The sequence below is a fragment of the Streptomyces sp. NPDC040405 genome, assembly GCF_055595765.1.
On the sequence record NZ_JBVIVI010000008.1, the window covers coordinates 449,751 to 465,746 of the forward strand.

Annotated in this window: 19 protein-coding genes; 8 read left to right on the top strand and 11 right to left on the bottom strand. The window is 70.3% G+C overall.

Going from position 1 to position 15,996, the window contains the following annotated elements:
• Positions 1 to 9: 9 nt before the first annotated feature.
• The 4 genes from ACZ59A_RS31060 to ACZ59A_RS31075 form a co-directional block, all read right to left on the bottom strand.
• Positions 10 to 912 carry a M56 family metallopeptidase gene (locus ACZ59A_RS31060; protein ID WP_470965392.1) on the bottom strand — a complete coding sequence of 301 codons (903 nt, stop codon included), beginning with the start codon at positions 910 to 912 and terminating at the stop codon, positions 10 to 12.
• On the bottom strand, positions 909 to 1,289 hold the full coding sequence (locus tag ACZ59A_RS31065) for a BlaI/MecI/CopY family transcriptional regulator (RefSeq protein WP_468050672.1): 381 nt from the start codon (positions 1,287 to 1,289) through the stop codon (positions 909 to 911). The genes ACZ59A_RS31060 and ACZ59A_RS31065 overlap by 4 nt, the downstream gene beginning before the upstream one ends.
• A 63-nt stretch (positions 1,290 to 1,352) precedes the next feature.
• Positions 1,353 to 2,510: a glycosyltransferase family 4 protein gene (locus ACZ59A_RS31070; RefSeq protein ID WP_470965395.1), complete on the bottom strand. Its 1,158-nt coding sequence runs from the start codon at positions 2,508 to 2,510 to the stop codon at positions 1,353 to 1,355.
• Complete coding sequence (locus tag ACZ59A_RS31075) at positions 2,507 to 2,944, bottom strand: hypothetical protein (protein WP_470965398.1); 438 nt, start codon at positions 2,942 to 2,944, stop codon at positions 2,507 to 2,509. The genes ACZ59A_RS31070 and ACZ59A_RS31075 overlap by 4 nt, the downstream gene beginning before the upstream one ends.
• Before the next feature lie 82 nt (positions 2,945 to 3,026).
• On the opposite strand from ACZ59A_RS31075, the gene ACZ59A_RS31080 reads away from it, so the two are divergent.
• Both ACZ59A_RS31080 and ACZ59A_RS31085 read left to right on the top strand, forming a co-directional pair.
• A complete protein-coding gene (locus tag ACZ59A_RS31080; protein ID WP_470965401.1) occupies positions 3,027 to 4,616 on the top strand; it encodes a hypothetical protein in 1,590 nt (529 codons plus the stop codon).
• Positions 4,597 to 5,430: a COG4705 family protein gene (locus tag ACZ59A_RS31085; protein ID WP_470965403.1), complete on the top strand. Its 834-nt coding sequence runs from the start codon at positions 4,597 to 4,599 to the stop codon at positions 5,428 to 5,430. The genes ACZ59A_RS31080 and ACZ59A_RS31085 overlap by 20 nt, the downstream gene beginning before the upstream one ends.
• A gap of 60 nt (positions 5,431 to 5,490) precedes the next feature.
• Here ACZ59A_RS31085 and ACZ59A_RS31090 read toward each other — a convergent pair whose 3' ends face one another.
• The 5 genes from ACZ59A_RS31090 to ACZ59A_RS31110 all read right to left on the bottom strand — a co-directional run bounded on the left by ACZ59A_RS31090 (position 5,491) and on the right by ACZ59A_RS31110 (position 9,285).
• The gene (locus ACZ59A_RS31090) at positions 5,491 to 6,870 is read right to left on the bottom strand and encodes a sensor histidine kinase (RefSeq protein WP_470965406.1); all 1,380 of its coding nucleotides are present in this window, start codon (positions 6,868 to 6,870) and stop codon (positions 5,491 to 5,493) included.
• Positions 6,867 to 7,529, bottom strand: a complete 663-nt coding sequence (locus ACZ59A_RS31095; RefSeq protein ID WP_470965409.1) for a response regulator transcription factor — start codon at positions 7,527 to 7,529, stop codon at positions 6,867 to 6,869. Before ACZ59A_RS31095 ends, ACZ59A_RS31090 begins: the two co-directional genes overlap by 4 nt.
• 225 nt (positions 7,530 to 7,754) lie before the next feature.
• A complete protein-coding gene (locus ACZ59A_RS31100; RefSeq protein ID WP_470965412.1) occupies positions 7,755 to 8,027 on the bottom strand; it encodes a hypothetical protein in 273 nt (90 codons plus the stop codon).
• Positions 8,024 to 8,626, bottom strand: coding sequence for a phosphatase PAP2 family protein (locus tag ACZ59A_RS31105; RefSeq protein WP_470965416.1), 603 nt, complete (start codon positions 8,624 to 8,626; stop codon positions 8,024 to 8,026). The genes ACZ59A_RS31100 and ACZ59A_RS31105 overlap by 4 nt, the downstream gene beginning before the upstream one ends.
• Positions 8,623 to 9,285 (bottom strand): DedA family protein, encoded by a 663-nt coding sequence (locus ACZ59A_RS31110; protein WP_470965419.1) that lies wholly within the window; start codon positions 9,283 to 9,285, stop codon positions 8,623 to 8,625. Before ACZ59A_RS31110 ends, ACZ59A_RS31105 begins: the two co-directional genes overlap by 4 nt.
• A gap of 116 nt (positions 9,286 to 9,401) precedes the next feature.
• On the opposite strand from ACZ59A_RS31110, the gene ACZ59A_RS31115 reads away from it, so the two are divergent.
• Both ACZ59A_RS31115 and ACZ59A_RS31120 read left to right on the top strand, forming a co-directional pair.
• Positions 9,402 to 9,773 carry a BlaI/MecI/CopY family transcriptional regulator gene (locus ACZ59A_RS31115; RefSeq protein ID WP_468050662.1) on the top strand — a complete coding sequence of 124 codons (372 nt, stop codon included), beginning with the start codon at positions 9,402 to 9,404 and terminating at the stop codon, positions 9,771 to 9,773.
• Positions 9,770 to 10,699, top strand: coding sequence for a M48 family metalloprotease (locus tag ACZ59A_RS31120; RefSeq protein WP_470965422.1), 930 nt, complete (start codon positions 9,770 to 9,772; stop codon positions 10,697 to 10,699). The genes ACZ59A_RS31115 and ACZ59A_RS31120 overlap by 4 nt, the downstream gene beginning before the upstream one ends.
• Positions 10,700 to 10,738: 39 nt before the next feature.
• On the opposite strand, the gene ACZ59A_RS31125 is transcribed toward ACZ59A_RS31120, so the two are convergent.
• Positions 10,739 to 10,921: a helix-turn-helix domain-containing protein gene (locus ACZ59A_RS31125; RefSeq protein ID WP_470965425.1), complete on the bottom strand. Its 183-nt coding sequence runs from the start codon at positions 10,919 to 10,921 to the stop codon at positions 10,739 to 10,741.
• A gap of 159 nt (positions 10,922 to 11,080) precedes the next feature.
• Between ACZ59A_RS31125 and ACZ59A_RS31130 the strand changes: the two genes are divergently transcribed.
• From ACZ59A_RS31130 to ACZ59A_RS31145, 4 genes are all read left to right on the top strand, one after another.
• Positions 11,081 to 11,551 (top strand): M24 family metallopeptidase, encoded by a 471-nt coding sequence (locus ACZ59A_RS31130; protein ID WP_470965606.1) that lies wholly within the window; start codon positions 11,081 to 11,083, stop codon positions 11,549 to 11,551.
• 419 nt (positions 11,552 to 11,970) lie between these two features.
• The gene (locus ACZ59A_RS31135) at positions 11,971 to 12,348 is read left to right on the top strand and encodes a hypothetical protein (RefSeq protein ID WP_470965428.1); all 378 of its coding nucleotides are present in this window, start codon (positions 11,971 to 11,973) and stop codon (positions 12,346 to 12,348) included.
• A 111-nt stretch (positions 12,349 to 12,459) separates the two neighbouring features.
• A complete protein-coding gene (locus ACZ59A_RS31140) occupies positions 12,460 to 13,254 on the top strand; it encodes an SDR family NAD(P)-dependent oxidoreductase (RefSeq protein WP_470965431.1) in 795 nt (264 codons plus the stop codon).
• A 482-nt stretch (positions 13,255 to 13,736) separates the two neighbouring features.
• Positions 13,737 to 13,823, top strand: a complete 87-nt coding sequence (locus ACZ59A_RS31145) for a dihydrofolate reductase (RefSeq protein WP_470965609.1) — start codon at positions 13,737 to 13,739, stop codon at positions 13,821 to 13,823.
• A 708-nt stretch (positions 13,824 to 14,531) separates the two neighbouring features.
• Here the strand turns inward: ACZ59A_RS31145 and ACZ59A_RS31150 are convergent.
• Positions 14,532 to 15,818: a PAS domain-containing protein gene (locus ACZ59A_RS31150; protein WP_470965434.1), complete on the bottom strand. Its 1,287-nt coding sequence runs from the start codon at positions 15,816 to 15,818 to the stop codon at positions 14,532 to 14,534.
• Positions 15,819 to 15,996 lie beyond the last annotated feature (178 nt).

Genomic DNA, 15,996 nt, shown 5'->3' on the forward strand with positions numbered 1-15,996 from the left:
GCACAAGTGTCAGGTCAGCATGTGCTGAACGAGCTGGAGAAGGTCGCCGGTGGCGTCGGCGGCGCCCAGGGCCGGGAGGATGCCGAGGACGAGGACGGTCGTGGTGAGAGGCCACAGGTGTGGGGGAGGGGCGGTCTGGAGGGCGGCGACGCGGCGGGTGACCGCGCGGTCGGTGAAGTTCAGCGCGCAGGACGGCCCGGGTCGGCCCGAGGTGAGAGCGGCGCGCGCCAGGGCGCGGGCGGTGGTGCCGCGGTCGCCGACGGCGTCGGCTGCCTGCTCGTCGGCCCAGCGTTCGACGAGGAAGGAGACCGTGCGGCGCACGGGGACGAGCAGCGGGTTGGCCGCGGCGGCGAGAGTGACGGCGGTGGAGATGAACGCGTGCCGGTGGGTGAGGTGGGCGCGTTCATGGGCGAGCAGCACGTGGCGTTCTGCGGGGTCGAGGGCGCTCAGCATGGCCGAGGTGACGAGGATCCGGCCCGGTGAGCCCGCCCTGCCCGGGATGGCGAAGGCCCGGGGCGCCGACGAGGCGGCGACGATCAGTTCGGTGTCGGCCGGATGCCCGTCGCACAGGGCCGTCAGGGCGCGGCGGGTGGCGTGTTCGACCCGGGCGGCGCGGTACACGCGGTGCGCGAGGACGGCGAGCGCCAGGAGCGCGCCGAAGGCGATGGTTTCGGGAACGGGGTCCGGCAGTGGCCAGCCGTCGTCGCGGGCGTCCGCGACGACGGGCGGGGCCTCCCCGATCAGAGTGATCGCCAGGAGGAGCAGCGACCATACTGTGGTGGCGGCGGTGCAGACGGCGGCCGCGGTCAGCACACGGGCGGCGAGGGCGGGGGCCACCCGCCTGCCGGTCAGGGGGCTGACCGCGCTGAGCAGCAGGGACAGCAGGAACGGGGTGTAGACGTCGATCCTCACGACTCGCCTCTCTCCAGCAGTTCCCGCAGTGCCGTTTCCTCCTCGGGGCTGAGGCCGGTCACGAACTGCTGGAGCGTGGCGATCGGGTCCGGCCCGCGGTCGAGCGCCTGGTGCATGGCTTCGGCGGTGAGCTCGGCGGCGTTCTTGACCGGCCCGTACGCGCCGCGCCGCCCGTCCACGTCGCGCAGGACCAGGCCCTTGTCGTACAGGCGCTTGAGGATGGTGTGCACGGTGTTGTAGGCGAGACCGCCGCCGATCTCCCTCTGGATCTCTGCGGGCGTCAGGGCCTGGTCCGTGGCCCACAGCGTGGCCAGGACTTCGCTTTCCAGCTCGCCGGCGCTGCGTCGTACCGTCCTGCGGGGGTCGGTTCCTGCCATGCTCGTCACCTTACAGCGCGTAGGGGGCGCGGGGGAGGGGAGCGAGTCACCGTTTGGCAGCCGTCACCGTTTGGCGGCCGTCAACTCGGCGAAAAGGGCTTCCCAGCGGGTGCGGATGCGATCCGGTGCGTACCGCGAGGACGAGGCCAGGGCATGCTCGCCCAGCGATCTGCGCACGTCGGGCCGTTCGATCAGCAGGGTGAGGCCCTTGGTCAGGGCGGCGGTGTCACCGGGCGTGATGAGCAGGCCGTCGTCGCCGGTGATGATCTCGCGGGGCCCGTGCGGGCAGTCGAAGCTGACCGGTGGGACGCCGTGGCTCATCGCCTCGGACAACACCATGCCGAACCCTTCGTGGCGGGAGGCGAGCGCGAAGATGGACGCTTTGGCGAGTTCCTCGTCCAGGTGCGGCGTACTGCCCATGAGGTAGACGTGGTTGTAGAGGTGTCGTTCGTGGATGAGGGCGCGCAGGGCGTCGCGTTCGGGACCGGAGCCGTATATCCGCAGCTGCCAGTCGGGATGGTCCCGGACGATGGGCGCGAACGCCTCGATGAGGGTGTCGAAGCCCTTGGCCTTCACGAGGCGACCGGCGCCGACCACGAGCGGCCGGTCCAGCGTGGAGCGAACGGCGGTGGCGGTCGGCAGCGGGTTGGGGATGTGCTCGACACGGACGCGGCTGAGGCCGAGACGCGAAGCGTACGTCCGCCGGTCGGTCTCGGTCAGCGTCGTGACGGCGTCCAGCCGCCGGTACCAGTGGTCTATCTGCGCGGCCAGGGCGGGCTTGTGGTGGGTGTAATGCAGGTGTTCCTGGCCGATGGTGACGACGTTCGCGGGGGTGAAGCGGGCCGAGAGCAGGTTGAGGGCAGGCCGGGTGGACACGAGGATGCCGTTGTCGAGGGAGCGCAGGTACTGGACGATACGGCGGTCGGTGAGCCGGTTGAAGCGGTCGTATCTCACCTCTGTGCGCTCCACGAGTGAGCTGGGCCGCCCCGCCTGCCACTCCTCGATGTGGCGTCGCCCCCAGGGCGCGGTGGACGTGGCGTCCACGAGGGCCCGCATGTGGACGTTCGGGTGGAGATGGAATACCGGGGCGGCGCGGTGCCGGTGGACGCTGATGATCTCCACCCGGTGGCCGGCGTCGGCGAGCGCGTTGGCCTGATTGACGACGGTGCGGACAGTGCCGCCGACCGCGTAGACGTTGAGGAGAAGGAAACGGATGTTCACTTGCCCTCCTCCCGGCGGCAGCGGATGGAAAGGTTGTCCTTGACCGTGTAGTACGGCGCCGCCCAGAGGCCGGCCGCGCGCTGGGCCGGATAGACGAAGACCTTCTTCTTGCCGGTGATGTCGTCCAGGTGCGTGCCCAGACGCAAGGGCTCGTCTCCGGCGCCGACGTCGAGGTAGAGATCCCAGCACCACTCGTCCGCGATGCGGGGGGCGGCAAGGAGACGCAGCGGGATGCGGACTTCGTACCCCCGGCCGGTACTGTCGGCCGGCAGGCGCAGCTCGCCGCCGTCCTCGCCCCGGACCCGCAGAACGACGGTGGCCTGTTGGGCCTCGGCACCGACCAGCGAAAGGCGCAGCGTGATGCGCGCGTCACGCGGCCAGACCTCCTCGACCTCCGCGCTGCACTTCCGGGTGAAAGGGGGTGTTTTATTCATCTTTGCCTCATACCTCCTCCTCCGGCCCTACGCTTTGTAGGATGGCGGAGACCCTACATCCCGTAGGGGTAAGGAGTGGATAATGACCGCGAGCCTGCACACCACGCTGTCCAGCGCCACGCGGCACGCGCCGCCGCCGGTTGCCCGCGCGGTGTGGGGTCCTCGAGGCAGAAACCTTCTCGCGGTGGTGGCGGGCGGGTTCGTGCTGGCCCAACTGGCGCTCGTAGGGACCGGGATGGGGCTGGGCTGGGATGAGACGGTGTACGTCAGCCAGGTCAGCTCCCACGCTCCGGCGGCGTTCTTCAGCGCGCCCCGAGCCCGTGGCATCTCGCTGCTGGTGGCACCGGTCGCCTCGTGGTCGTCGTCGACGCCGCTGCTGCGGATCTATCTGGCCGTGCTGGCCGGGCTCGGCCTCTTCCTGGCGCTGCGCAGCTGGCGGGGGCTGTTCCCGGCACGTGTGCTGGCGCTGGCCGGTGCGCTGTTCGCGACGCTGTGGGTGACGGTGTTCTACGGGCCGCAGGCGATGCCCAACTTCTGGGTCGCGATCGGCGCTCTCGCGGCCGTGGGGAACTTCCTGCGCGCCCAGGCGGATCGCTTCGACCGGGCGGCGGTGTGGGGGCTGGCGGCGAGTGCGGCCCTGATGGCGTGGATGCGGCCCACCGACGCGGTCTGGGCGACACTGCCTCTGTTCGCCGCCCTGGCGTGCGTACGCCGATGGCGGCGACCCGCGCTGTGGGGCGCGCTCGGCGTCGGGCTGGCGGCCGGGGCGGCGGAATGGATCGTCGAGGCGTACGTCGGTTACGGCGGCCTGGGCGCACGGCTCGCCGGCGCTTCCCGGATCCAGGGCGGACTGGGCTGGCACATCGCCGTCGGCGACCAGCTGCGGAGCCTGGGCGGGCGCGTCCTGTGCCGCCCCTGCACCACACCGATGCCATCCCCGGTGATCACCGCGTGGTGGTTCGCCCTCCCCGTAATGGCGGCCCTCGGCCTGGTGATCGCGGTCAGGGCCCGGCGCGTGGCCGACACGCTCCTGCCCATGGCCTGTGCCACGACAGCGGCGCTTCCGTACCTGTTCCTGATCGGGTACGCCGCGCCGCGCTTCCTGCTGCCCGCTTACGGGCTGCTGGCGATTCCGGTCGCCTGCGCACTCACTCACCTGGTCACCGCGTCGAGAGGATGGTGGCGACCAGCAGCCGTGACCCTGGCCTCGGTGGGTCTCGCCGGGCATCTGGCGGTGCAGTACGCCGTGTTGGAGCACACCGTGGACCGCACCACCGCCACCCACCGCGACTGGGCCCGTACGGCGGCCGAACTGCACCGTCTCGGCGTACGGCCACCGTGCCTGCTGACGGGACACGAGGCCATCCCGATCGCCTTCTACGCCGGCTGCTCCTCCGCCCAGACCCAGGGCCACAACGCCGACACCACCCGGGCGGACCTCCTGCGGACCGCGCGTCAGACGCCGGTGGCCGCTCTCACCACGGCGAACGGCGAGCCACCGGCGTACGTCCTGGGCTGGCCCCTCCACCGGTTCGACGGGCAGCGCCTCTACGTGGCCCGGCCGCTGACCACCTGGCTTCGAGGCCGTCAAGGCGGTGAGGCTGCACGGCAGTCAGGATGTGTTCAGGTATTCGGTGGCACGGTCAGGCCTCATGACATCCGAGACTTCTGAGACCTCCACGGTCCGCGACCCTGCCGCTGCCTCGCCCGGTCACCGCCTCCGCTGGAACAAGGTGCCCGAAGTCACCGTGTACTTCTGGGTGATCAAGGTGCTGTGCACGACTGTGGGCGAGACCGCGGCGGACATGTTGAACGAGAAGCTGGGCCTGGGCCTGACCGGTGTGTCGCTGCTGATGAGCGGGCTGTTGGCGGTTGTGCTCGCCGTCCAGTTCCGCACCACCGCGTACCGGCCGGGCGTGTACTGGCTCGCCGTGGCACTGATCAGCATCGTCGGCACTCTGATCAGTGACAACCTCACGGACAACATGGGCGTACCCCTGACGACGAGCACCACGGTGTTCGCGGCCGTCCTCGCGATCGTGTTCACCGCCTGGTATCGCCGCGAGCGGACCCTGTCCATCCACAGCGTCGACTCCCTGAGCCGCGAGTCCTTCTACTGGCTCGCGGTGCTGTTCACCTTCGCGCTGGGCACCGCGGCGGGCGACCTGGTGGCCGAGCGCATGGCTCTGGGCTACTGGGTGTCCGCGGTGCTGTTCGCCCTGGCGATCGCCGCCGTCGCGGTGGCGCACTTCGCGCTCGGCCTGAACGCGGTGTGGAGCTTCTGGATCGCGTACGTCCTGACCCGCCCGCTCGGCGCCTCGGTCGGCGACTACCTCTCCCAGCCGTCCGGCGGTGGCGGCCTGGGCCTTGGCACCGTGGTCACCAGCGTGCTGTTCCTCGCGGTCATCCTCGGCCTGGTCGTCTATCTGGCGGTGACACGGAAGGACGTCATCGAGCCGGAGCGGCTCGGCGAGCGGGCGGCATGAGCGGGCGGCGGCCGTTCCGTATGCGTGCGACCGCCGGTCGCCGGGGACGGGGCCGCCGGGTCAGCCGGTCGGCAGGCTGACCATGAACCTCGCCCCGGGCCCGTGACCGCTGTCATAGGACACCTCACCACCGGCCGAGCGGGCCAGGCGTCGTGCGAGCGGCAGCCCGAGGCCCGCTCCGCCGTGTCCGTCACCGGGATCGGCACGTCGGCCCGGCTGGAAGAGCTGCTCGACGAACGGCCCCGGTACGCCGGGCCCGTCGTCGGTGATCTCGATGCGTACGCTGCCGGGTTCGCGGACTGTGCGCACGACGACGCTGGACCGGGCGTACCGCGAGGCGTTGGCGAGCAGCGGGCTCACGATGCGTTCGAGGAGGGCCGGAGGGACTCCGGCTTCCAGGCACAGGGCGGGGTCGCCGCCGTGGTGATTGTCGAGATGGATGGTCACGTGGTCCGGGACGTCGAGGTGTGCGACGAGACGGCGCAGCACGGGCCGGACCTCGGCCGTGCCCGCGGTGTGCGTGCCGCCGCGGGCGTCGTCCAGGAGCGTGTCGCAGATCGTGCGCATGGACCGCGCGGCGTCGGCGACGACCTGGTGGGTGGCGCGGGTCTCGGCGGACGAGCGCGGCCGGGCCTGCCACCAGTCCAGCTCGGCGACGATCCGGCTGAGCGGGGTGCGCAGTTCGTGCGAGAGCTCCCCGGTGAGTTGCCGCTCGTGGCGCAGTGCCGCGCGGATGCGGTCCAGAAGCGTGTCCAGGGAGGTGCCCAGACGGGCGAGCTCGACTGGTTGCCGTACCGTGCCGAAGCGCTCCGCAGAGGCGACGGAGCTCCGCTGGGTGGCCTGGTCGGTCATGGTGCGTACGGGACGCAGCGCGCGGCCCACCGCGAGCCGGGTGAGGACGTAGGTGCAGCCGAGCATCGTCGCGTCCAGGGCGAGCGAACCCAGAAGCAGGGTGTCCGCGGAACTGCGGTACGGGGCCAGGTCCAGGGCCGTGACCACCGTGGCCGGGCTGTGGCCGCTCCGCAGGGGCTGAGCACAGAGCCGTATACGTCCGGGGCTGTGGCCGGTGGCGGTGATGGCGGTGCACTCCCGCCCGCCGTGTGCGACGAGCCGTTCGGCGGCGTGGGTCAGCGAAACGGCGGGTGACGGCGGCTGTTCGAGCAGCCGGGTGCCCGCGTAGATCCACACGTTCGCATCGAGGAGCCCGTCGTTGGAGGACTCCAGGACCCGTACCGTCGGACCGCTCGTGTCGACGGTCGTGGCGACGGCGGCCGCCCGCGTGCGCAACTCGTCGTCGGCCTGGCGCTGGAGGTGGTGGCGGACCACGGTATTGAACACCACGGTCAGGAACGTCATCAGCAACGCGGCGGTGGTCAGGGCGACCAGGGAGAGGCGGCCGCGCAAGGTGCGTGGCGCGAGCCGGGCGAACACGGTGGTCATGAGAGGCGGTGCCCGATCCCGCGGGCGGTGCCGATCGTCAGCTCACTGCGGGCTTCGCTCAGTTTGCGGCGCAGCCGGGTCATGTACTGGTCCAGGGTGTTGTCGCTGACCTGCGCGCCCTCGGGCCAGCCCGCCCGGATTAGCTCACGCCGGAGCACGATGCCGCCGGACGCCGCCATGAGGGTGGCCAGCAGACGGAACTCCGTCGGGGTCAGGTCGACTTGTGCGCCACCGACGGTGACGCTGTGCCGGACAGGGTCGAGGACCAGGTTCCCGGCGGTGGCAGCGGGGCCGGGCCCGGCGCGCTTGAGGGCGGCGCGCAGCCGGGCGGCGAGTTCGGCGAGGTGGAACGGCTTGGGCAGATAGTCGTCGCCCCCGGCGGAGAACCCGGACAACCGGTCCGTGAGCCCGTGACGGGCGGTCAGGAAGATGACGGGGGACAGGAATCCGCCAGCCCGCATCGCCTGGCACACATCCCGCCCGTCCGCGTCGGGCAGCCCGACGTCGAGCACGGCCGCGGCGATGTCTCCGGCGGCCAGGCGCAGGGCGGTGGCACCGTCGGCGGCCGGCAACGTGTCGAAACCTTCCTCGCACAGCCCGCGCAGCAGTACGTCACGCAGGGCATGATCATCCTCGACGACCAGGATGCTGTGGCGCATGATCCTCCAACGCTCCTTCGTCCCTGAGTGCGGTCTCCGTGATGAACGTGTGGGCGGCCACCAGACAGACCGGCGTTCTCCCGCGCGGGGCTCGCACACATACCGCGAGGATCACCAGTCCTGCGGCGAGAGCCCCCGTGGTGGCGTGACCGGACGGGAACGCCCAGCCCGAGGCGTGCGCGGCCCAGTCTGTATGCGGCGGGCGTGCCCGCTCGATCAGCGTCATCACGCCGTACCGGACGGCGGCGTCCGTCCCACGACGACTCCGGCCACGGCGACGAGCACGTACGGGGCCACCCCGGTTCCGGTCGCGGTCAGCCCGCGGGCCAGGGCCACCACCACATCGGAGCGGTGGCCCATGGACCAGGACAGCAGGCCATGGTCCATGAGCGGCGGGGCACCGTCGTGGCCGATGACGACCATGCTCAGCACGCCGAACCCCGCCCACGCGGCCAGGCCCGTGCCCCCGGCCAGTCCGGCGGCGTCTTCGCGCTTCATGGCATCAGCAGCGGCCGCAGCCACGTGGCCGCCATCCGCCGGGCCAGGGTCTCCGGAGCCCGCTTGAGCACGCCTGCCGCGCCCAGCGCGACGAGTGCGCCGACCACGGCACCGGCCACCACGTCGTGCGGATAGTGGACACCGACCCAGACCCGGGAGGCCGCTATCGTGGCCGCGGCCACGGCGGCGAGAGCGCCGAGCCGACGGGATACGAGGAACAGGGCGACCGCGGCCGCGGCGGCGATGGTCGCGTGGTTGCTGGGGAAGGACCAGTCGCCCGGCGCCGGACATGGATCCAGAGTGCTCACGTGCAGGCTCTGGCAGGGACGGTCCTCGCGCACGACCAGCTTCAGCAGGGAGTCCACGGCGTATGCCAGCACGGCGACCACCGGCACGGCCAGCGCCGTCACCGCGGCCACGACATCGTCCCGGTGCGCTCGCCACCAGCCCAGGACCATGAGCACGGCGAAAACCACGAGCCCGTATGCCGACCACACCGAGACCATGCCGTTCAGCCAGCCGGGGGCGCGATGCGCCAGGCCCACGACATCCGTGTAGGCCGATCCGTCGAGGAACGATCCGTCGAGCGCGAGGATCACCGCCGAGCCGCCTTGGCCTTGCGGGAACGGGACAGCTCCGCGGCGAGCGGGATCAGTGACACGATCACCATGAGCGCGATCACCGGCAGCAGGTACGTGTCGATGCCGGGGACGGAGGAGCCGAGCCCGTACCCGGCGAGCGTCAGTCCCAGACTCCAGACGAGCCCGCCGGAGACCTGCCACACCGTGAACCTCCGCGCCGGGACACCAAGGGCGCCCGCCAGCGGATTCAGCACCGTACGCACCACCGGCACGAAACGCGCCAGCACGATCGCCTTCGCGTATCCGTACCGCTCCAACAGCGCCTCGGCCCGTTCGGCGCCTTCGTGCAGCCGGGGCGAACGGATACGGGCGAGCAGCGCCCCGCCCGCCTTCCGGCCGAGCAGATACCCGCACTGCGCACCGGCGAGCGCGCCCACCGCGGTGGCGATCAGCAGCGGGCCGAGGGAAAACCGCACACCCCCGTCGGCGGTCCCGGTGCACAGCAGGCCGGCCGTGAACAGCAGTGAGTCACCCGGCAGGAAGAAGCCGACCAGCAGGCCCGTCTCGGCGAACAGCACCACGCCGACCCCCAGCACGCCGAAGGCGGACAGCAGGGACCGGGCACTGAGGATGTTCACCGCGAGCTGTGATGCTTCGGCGAAGGGAGGTGCGGCCATCGGCACGAGCCCTCTCATACTGGACGGACGGGCGCCGCCGAGACGGCACCCGAACGACTACTATCCTGTAGACGGTCTACTGAACTGTAGACGATGGCGGGGTGAGGAACGTTCCCATGACCGATGAGAAGGACGAACGGCGTCCGGCCGGCGAGCTCGAAGCCGCCGTCATGGCCGCTCTGTGGGCCGCTGACGCGCCGCTCACCCCGGGCCGCGTGCAGCTCGACCTCGGTGTCGCCCTGGCGCGTACGACGGTGACGACGATCCTGTCCCGCCTGCACGAAAAGGGCATCGTGGGCCGCGAGCGGCAGGGTCGCGGCTACGCCTACTTCGCCGTCCAGGACGCCCCCGGGCTCACTGCCCGCCGCATGCACGGGGAACTGGCGCGGGACACCGACCGGGAGACGGTTCTGGCCCGGTTCGTCGCCCAGCTCAGTGCCGACGACGAGCAGGTGCTGCGGCGGCTGCTGGAAGCGGATGAACAGTGATCGCCCTGCTCATGGTTCCCTTGCTGCTGCCCTTCGCGGCACCGCCCTCGGCCCGGCGCGCCCTCGCCCGCCTGGCCCCGGTCACCGCGCTGTGGGTACTGACCGCCTCCGCCCTGGTGCTGGCCGGCGCGTGCGTGGCCGCCCTCGGCGCCCTCGTACTGACCGGACTGCTCAGGCTTCCCCTCTTCGCGGCGCTCGGCGAGCTCGTCCACCCCCTGCGTACGCCCTCTGACCTGCTTACTCTGCCCGCAGCCGCGCTGGCCACCGGCGCCCTCACCGTCGGCGCCTGGACCCTCGGGCGTTCGACCCTCCGCCAGGCCCGCACCTTCCGCACCGCCCGCACCCAGGCCGAAGCCCGCCCTGCGGCGGGCGACCTGTGCGTCATCGACTCGCCGCATCCGGACGCCTACGCCCTGCCCGGCCGCCCGCAGCGCATCGTCGTCACCACCGCCATGCTGCGCAGCCTCGGCCCAGCCGAACGCGAGGCACTCTTCGCCCACGAACGCGCCCACAACCGGGCCGGCCACCACTACTTCCTCGCCGCCGCCGAACTCGCCGCCCACTGCCACCCCGCCCTGCGCGCACTGCGCTCCGGCATCCGGCTCGCCGCCGAACGCGCCGCCGACGAGGCCGCCGCCGACGCCGTCGGCGACCGGCGCCTCACGGCCAAGGCCATCGCCCGTGCCGCGCTGGCCGGCCATGGCTCCCGTTCCGCCCGCCCGGACTTCGCCTCCGGCGCGACCACCGGCCCGGTCCCGCAGCGCGTCGCCGCGCTCCTGGCCCCCGCGGAACGGCCGGCCCCGGCCAGACGCTGGACTGCCCTGCTCCTGGCCGTCTGCGCACTTCTGTCCGCGGGCGCAGCGACGACCGATGTGCTCACCTTCCACCACGAGGTCGAAGTCGCCCAAGGCGAGGAGAGCCCCTGACCAACGCCCGGCACGTGGAGGTGGTGGTGGGACCAGACCTCAGAGGTTGGACAGTTGGGCGAGTCGAAGCGCGGCGTGGATTCGGAACCGTGCGGGACCGTTGAGATCTTGGCCGATGAGGCTGGCGACTTGGTTGAGGCGGTAGTAAAGGGTGGTGCGATGCACGTTCAAGGCTGCCGCGGTCGCGTTGACGTCTCCCCGGCGATCGAGGTAGGCGAGCACGGTCTGGGCCAGGCGAGCACGGTCTGGGCCAAGGGGGAGCGTTCTTGGCCGACGATTACGGCGACGCCTGGATCAATCGCGGCGACGCCGTCGGAGTTCCATTCGCACGAGTAGAACAGACGGTATTCGCCAAGTGTTTCCCAGCAAGCTTGCTGTTCCATCTCCGGCACTCGTGCCTCCACCTTCCACTCAGGTCCGGGAAAGCCAACCCACGAACAAAAAATGCTCTACAAAGTCGCGTATGAGCAGCTTCACCACAACATGTCCATCCTGCGCCCGGGTATGAACTTTCGGGACTACGCGAGGGAAGCCTGGGACATTCCGGAAGAGTATTACGCGAACAGGTACTACCTGTCGGCGCATGGCTGCGGTATGACGGGAGAGTACCCGTATCTGTACCATGAAGGCGATTTCCCCGATTCTGGATACGACGGCGAGATCGTGCCCGGTGTGACGATCTGTGTGGAGCTATATCGGCCTGGAACCCGACCTGTCACGGATCCCGACAGCGATGGCCGGGGCCGTCGGCACCTACCCGCCTGGCTCGGAACACGCCTTCGAGCTGCACGCCTTTGCCCCCAGCGTCGGGGTGGCCGAGGATCCGGTCTGCGGCAGGCTTGTCAGCGGTAACGGCCGCCGTCAGGCGGGTCACCGGGCGCTCGATGCGCCGTGGCCGCATCCAGGCCGTGTTCGGCGCCGGTAACCCGCTGGAGACGGTCGCCCCGCACCCGCGCCACCCCGTCTGGGGACGACATGACCGCCGAGCTCCGCCGCGCGATCTTCGCTCACGTTCCACGTCATCTTCCGGCCGGTGAGGTCGCCGGACGTTCCATCTGGCCGGGCCTGGTCGGGCCATTCGTTCAGCGCGACCTAGGTGTTGACATGAGTTCAATTAGGTTTGATGCTAGTCGACACCCACCTCGGCAGATCAACTACAAGACGAGATGCATACCTGAGTTCAGTTAAATTTGATCTCGCCAGAGCGTTTACGCGCTGGCTGGCACGCACCCGGCCTCTCGGCGGATGCCATTCCCTGAGAAGGACCATCGATGAAGATGGCTGTCGATTCCCCAAGGCGCAGACCAGCAGAGGCGCAGAAGGCCTTGCGCAGGTCACTGTCCGGTCACGTGATCGATGGTGTGGCCGTGGAGTCCGTTGGTGGGGTCACGAGTCCGACCATCGACCCGGCTACGGGCAAGCAGGTCGTCCACGAGGTGCCTGGCTCCGGCGGCGACGTGGTGTTTCTTCTCGACGGAGCCGAGATAGGAAAGGGCGAGGTTCCGCGTACGGTTCCGTACCGGTATTCCTGCAGTGAGACCCTGGACGTCGGATGCAACACCGGAACGCCGGTATCCGACCTCTATGAAGGGCGGTTCGCCTACTCCGGCAGCATCGATTCGATCAGCATGGAATCATCGCGGGTTTAGCGTGCGACATTGCGTGATGTAGGCCTCGGGATCGAGCGAAGGAACCAAAGCGCGGATACGCATGGCCGTGGGGATGGCAGCACCTCTGTACGAGATCTAGGAGATAGCCAAATGGCAACGATCCATGAGCGACGCTTCGCGGGGCAGGTCGCCCTCGTTACAGGGGGCGGGTCAGGAATCGGGGCCGCAGTGGCCCGCCTGCTTGCTGCTGAAGGATGCGCGGCTGTGCACGTGGGTGACCTCAATGCGGACGGTGTTCGCACCGTCGCGTCCGCCATCAAAGGGGTTGCTCACGTTGTCGACGTAACCGATCCGCAGGCTGTCGATGCCGTCGTGTCGTCCGTACTCGAATCCGAAGGCCGCATCGACGTGGTCATCCACACGGCCGGGGTCGACGACCCTGACGCCAAGGCGCGGATCCTCGAGGCTCAGGAGACGGGCGAGCCAGTGGACGTGCTGACTCAACTCGATGACGCCGCCTGGCGACGGGTGATGGCCGTGAACCTCGACGGCACGTTCCACGTTCTGCGAGCTGCTGTGCGAGCCATGCGTACCCGCGGCAGGGGCGCCATCGTGACTGTTGGCTCGTCCGCGGCGTTCGATACGCTCACGGGATATCCGCACTACGCCGCTTCCAAAGCCGGCGTACACGCGCTGTCCCAGGCCGTGGCAAAAGAGGCCATCGCTTTCGGTGTACGCGTCAACACCGTCGCTCCGGGGCCAGTGGACACGCCGATGGCGGCACGTACTCCGGATGCCGTCCGCCAGAGGATGGCCGAGTCGGGTGCATTGGGATACGCGACGCCGGAGGAACTCGCCGACAACATCTGCTACCTGGCGTCGCCTGCCGCATCAAATGTCGTTGGTGCAGTACTGCTGAGCAACGGAGGCCGATTCACAGCCTGACCGGATGAAAGTCCTCATCCTCGCCGCAGGCATCCGACAAGGCTGGCAACCCTGAAGCTTGCGTTGCTTATCCGTCACGTCAGCAGCCGAACGATTCTCCGGTCGGGTCCGCTGCGCCGGAGTCCCGTTCGGATTCGACCTTGCCGGCATGATCGGTACGGCGCCGAGGGTTGGTCGCCGACATGGGTGATCGCGTTCACGGAACGGGAGACGGCGGGCGGAGACCGCTTTCTCCGCGGTGAGGCGGCTATGTGGCCCTCGTCTGCAGAACCGTCAAACCCCGCCAGAGAAAGGGATTGCCGGGGTGGGGCTGTTGGACGGGAAGGTCTTCTTCATCACCGGGCCGGAGGCGGCCAGGGGCGCAGCCACGCGGTACACCTGGCTCGCGAAGGAGCGGACATCGTCGCGGTTGACTCGTGTGGCCGACACAGAACCCGCCCTCGTGAAGGTCGAGCTGATTCGGGGCGCAGGCTCGCGACGGTGTGGTCGGCGCCGAGAACGCGATTCCGTGGCGAGTGCCTGAGGACATGGCACATTTCAAGGCGATCACCCTCGGTCATCCGGAGTGATGGGGCGCAAGACATGGGATTCTTTCCACCTCCGCGATTCCGTCCGCTGTCCGGCAGGCGCAACATCGTGGTGACTCGCGACGCCCGGTGGATGGCCGAAGGTACGGACGCGCTGGTTCCCCAGGCGCTGGAACTCGCAACCGAGCCACTCCGGAGTGGCCGGAGCCCCGAACCACACTCTCGCGCGGCAGCCGTCGAAGCCTCCGGCCAGCGGACCGCGCCCATCGCGCCCCTCGGTGTGCCACCACCGGGAGGCGCCCCTGCGCCAGGCGGAGTCAGGTCTCCACCTCCCTCACCGTGTCCCCGCCGCCGCCTCGGCGGAGGCGGTGGGTCAGTTCCTGGCACGACGCGCACGGTCCGATCTGCTCAACGGCGCAGCCCAGCCGCAGGGCGGCGGTGAGCCGGTCTTGCTGCGCGCGGGGCCGCGGAGTCGGTGGCGTTCGGTGCGGGGCTGCTGCGGCGGGACCGCGTCGCTGCGGCGGCAGGGCGGGGGTGGCCCCGCCGGGCCGGGAAGCCGATGCTGCCTGAGGATGTTCCCCGACGCGGCGCGCTTCCGAAGTGGCTGGCCGAACTGGCGACTGCCCGGGCGGATGAGACAGACGCCGACACCATCAGCCGCGAACTGTCTATCGCGCGCCATGCGATCGGCTGGTGGCAGCGCCAGGGCTGGATCAGTTCCGAACGCCGAAGCTTCCTGTCCGCTTCCCGTCAGCAGGGACCGGCCGGGCGGCAGCCGACGGCCGAGCGCGGCGGCCACGCCTGCGGATCGAGGATGCCCAGTACATACGCCCGGCTGACCAGCGCCAGCCGGGTGGGTGCCGCCAGCAACTCCCGCAGCCGGCCGAGGTGGTAGTCCAGGGTCTGCCGGGAGAGCCGGAGCGAGGCGGCGATCTCGTTGTTGCCGTGTCCGGCGGACAGCAGGGTGAGGATGCGCAACTGCGCCGCGGTGAGCGGTGGCAGCGGCGGGTGCGGCAGGGTGTGGTGGGGCAGTACCGCCCAGACGCCGCGGGCCCGCCGTGAACCGCTGCTGACGGCGGTGAGCAGCACCCGGGCCCGCCACTCGTCGCCACGGGAGTCGAGGAAGACCGCGGAGGTCTGGAACCGGTGCCGGCGCCGGTTCACCAGATCCCACCAGGCGTGGCGCAGTCCGGCCAGATCGTCGGCGGGGGTCAGATAGCGGTGGGCGGGGCGGCCGAGTAGATCGGGCACATGGACCCGGAGCAGTTCCGCGGCCGAGGCGCTGACCCGGCGTATCCGGCCGCCCGGCGAGAGCAGGGCGCAGGGCAGGCCGCTGTGTTCGCTGAGTGCCTGGAGGTCCTCCTCGGCGGCGCGCCGCTGGCTCAGGGCGAGGGTGTAGTCGGTGATGTCGATGTAGATCCCGGCCACACAGGTCTGGCCACCCTCGGCCACCGGGAAGCGGTGGCCGACCGCGCGCCCGGGTGAGCCGTCGGGGCGGTGGTAGCCGATGGTGTGCCGCACCGGCTTGCCCGAGCTGATCACCTGCCGGTCCAGGGTCTGGAAGGTCGCCACGTCCTCGGGGGCGTCGACATCGGTGACGCTGCTGCCGATCACGGCGTTGGGGGTGGTGCCGTACAGATGGGCGTAGGCGTGGTTGGCCCACAGGTAGCGGCCGTGGGCGTCACGGATGAACGCCGCGGCGGGCGCGAAGGCGGCGAAGTCGGTGAACGCGGCGTAGCCGTGGCGTCCGAACTCCAGGGCGCTGATGTCCACCGCGAGCCCGCTGACCCCGCCCCGGCCGTCACCGGCCAGTCGGCAGGGAAAGGAGGTGACGTCGAACAGCCGCCCGCCGAACCGGACCTGGCGGCGGTCGATCCCCGACTCCCGGCCCTCGGTAGCCGCCCCTTCCCGCGCGGCGTCGGCCGTGCCGCCGAGACTGTCGACGAACCGCTGTGCGGTGCCGGGGTCGTGGAAGGCGCCCCCGCCGCAGTTGACGATGCGCAGCCCCTCATCGGCTTCCCACCATGACACGGGCATGCGTTCGAGCAGCGTACTCAGGCCCATATCGGACACCAGCCGCCTTTCCGATCCGGCCTCCGGGTACGGACCGCCGAAGGCATGACGAAGGATTGCCCAGGCCCCGCGCTCACATGCGGCGTAACCAGCCGGAACGCAAAAGGGGCCGAAAAGGACTGAAACCCACACCCGGTGACCT